This window comes from Mesorhizobium sp. M7A.F.Ca.US.006.04.2.1 (assembly GCF_004022915.1).
In the GTDB taxonomy this organism is placed as follows: Bacteria; Pseudomonadota; Alphaproteobacteria; order Rhizobiales; family Rhizobiaceae; genus Mesorhizobium; species Mesorhizobium ciceri.
On record NZ_RZQA01000903.1, the window covers coordinates 1 to 2,435 of the forward strand.

Below are 2,435 nucleotides of genomic sequence, written 5' to 3' on the forward strand. Positions count from 1 at the left end.
GCCACAGGCCGGCGATCGCCATGAACGAGGCGCCGTTGAGCGTGAAGCGATGCTTAGCCTTTGGAGACTTCTTTCCCGTGAATTCGAAGAAAGCCGACGCCGGAATAAGGCAGCGCTTGCTGTTGGAGACGTTCCGTCCTTCCGAGCGGAAGTTGAAGATCGGCCCGCCTTTGGGCCCGGAGGGCGGAAAGGCAAAGGTCATGCGCGTGAGTTCGATCGTGTCGCCGGCGGCGCGCATGATCGGGGCGGGATCACTGATGCGGATGTCATCCGCCTGCGGCAGATCCAGTTCGGTTTGATAAGTGGGAATGTCGAGCGCCAGCAATTGCATCATCCTGCAATATTCGGCCCAGGCGATATGCTGCTCATAGTCGTTGCACATGGCTGCCCACGCTTTCAGTCAGTTGATGACTTATAACAGATAACGCGGCTTGGCTGCGGCGCCACCATCCGGAGATTTTCCGCTATGCCCGAAATCTCGCAATCTGCTTGATGCATTTCGGGCGACGTGGATAGACGTGTCGTCGGCAATCAAAGTCCCGTCAGCCTCCGGCCACAGTGGTGCTCGGGCGATGGCCTGGAACCTGTGCAACCATTGCCACCCGGTATGTAGGAACGGAACGAGGCAGTCTGCGGCTGGCGCCCATCGCCTTCCATTTGGTAGGCGCAGCGATGTTGCAGACCGTGACGAGGGAGACGAAGTCCGGTGCTACAAGGCGAACCAATCGATCGAAGGTCGCGAAATCATCAGCCAGAAGATGGCGAGCACTGCCGCGAAGGCAGGAAAGCCAAAGGCGAACCAGAGCCGAAACAAGGTGTCATAGCGCTGTGGTAGAGGTTGCTTCTCTGCCGCGGCCTGCATAGCGAGATTGCGCATCTCGATCTGCATCCACACGACTGGAAGCCAGAACAGGCCGGTGATGAGGTAGAGCAGGATCGAAAGCACAATCCACCCCTCGGTCAGCGAATAGCCGGAATGCCAGGCGAGGAATGCACCGGTGACAGGTTGGGCGACGACGGCGGTTGCAGTGAAGATGAAATCGGCGATCACGACGATGCGTGCGACCGCCGCGATGGTCGCGGAATTTCCGGTCCGGTGAGCGAGCAGCATGAAGAAGGCGATGCCGGCGCCGGTGCCCAGCAGCACGGCCGCGCCGACGACATGCAGGAACTTGAGCATGAAGTAGGTCATCAGCGTTCCTCCAGGACCGCTAGCGCGACAAAATGCAGAACCAGGATCGGCAGGATCTTCAGGAATGGGCCGAGCGGCTCGTTCCACAGTTCTGGTCGCAGCATGGTCCCCGCGATCGCATAGAAAAGAGCCACCGCGATCGCCCCGAACAGCCCCAGCCGACTGGTCGGCCGCCAGGCGATCAACGCGCCGACCGCCATGTCAGCCAGCGCTCCGGCGATGACCGCCGGTTCCGCCAGCGGACCGATGGCCGTGCCGACCAGCAAGTCGACCCCGCGGCGCCAGCCGGTGGTCAGGGAAATGATGCCGGTCATGATCCAGAAGAAGGGCAGGACAGTAAAGATCGCCGGCTTGACGAAATAGAGACGGGCGAACCATCGCTCCTGCACCGTCGCGGGATTGAGCTTTAGCGCCGCTTCGAGGCTGGATGGTTGGATCCCTGTCGCTGTGATCCACGCCTGCGGGTCGCCGACAGCGCCCCGCACGATTTCCTTGGCCGCATTGCTGCGCATCGGCGGGCGCCAGCCGAGCAGAGCCGTCGCATCGCCGATCCGGTACAGGCTGGCCGCGACGCTTCCGGGCAGAGTGAACTCTCCAGCCGGTCTCGACCCGAGCCAGCGGCGGTAGAGGCCGACCACCTCGCTCATCGGAAGCGCTTCAGGTCCGGCAAGGTCAAGCGTGATGCGCGATGCGCTATCGCGCCGGAGAAAATGCAGGACAGTGGCGATCACGTCATCCAACTGTACGACCTGAAGCCGACCCGTGCTGGGCATCACCGGCAACAGTGGCAATGCGGCCAGTCCGCGAAACAGCGCACTGGCGCCGAACGCCGGCCGGCCCAGCACGACCGACGGGCGCAGGATGACCCAGTCCAAATCGCGCGCCATCAACGCCTGGTCGCCAGCCAGCTTGGTGGCCGAGAAGGCGGACGGCTGCAGCCGATCGACCCCGATTGCCGAGAAGTGAATGACTTTTCTCACGCCCGCCTGCTCACAGGCGGCAAAGAGTGCCGATGCGCCACCCGCATGCACACCGCCAGTGCTTTCTTGCGCGCTGTCCTGCAGCACGCCGGCGCAGTTGACGACCGCGTCGATGCCTATCAGATGCGGGCTCCAGTCCTGCGTCTGCAGCGCCTTTGCCATGTCGAGCAAGACAGGCGGCAAGCCTCTGAAGGGCGCGGCGCCGGCACGATGCAGCACGCGAACGATTTCATATCCATCGGCGGCCAGGCGCGCACAAAGAG

3 protein-coding genes are annotated in these 2,435 nt (G+C 62.7%); all 3 read right to left on the reverse strand.

The features are described from left to right. Positions 1-382, reverse strand: a 382-nt coding sequence (locus EN925_RS31940; protein ID WP_206633042.1) for an SOS response-associated peptidase family protein, incomplete at its 3' end; no start/stop codon positions are given. A 327-nt stretch (positions 383-709) separates the two neighbouring features. Beyond that, positions 710-1,192, reverse strand: coding sequence for a DUF2269 family protein (locus tag EN925_RS31945; protein WP_127370388.1), 483 nt, complete (start codon positions 1,190-1,192; stop codon positions 710-712). Further along, positions 1,192-2,435: SDR family oxidoreductase (locus EN925_RS31950; protein WP_164894531.1), on the reverse strand; the 1,244-nt coding region annotated here is incomplete at its 5' end. The genes EN925_RS31950 and EN925_RS31945, both read right to left, overlap by 1 nt.

Bases quoted from the DNA above. Each gene is read 5' to 3' on its own strand.
- EN925_RS31945 (WP_127370388.1), bottom strand. From the start codon at position 1,192: ATGACCTACTTCATGCTCAAGTTCCTGCATGTCGTCGGCGCGGCCGTG.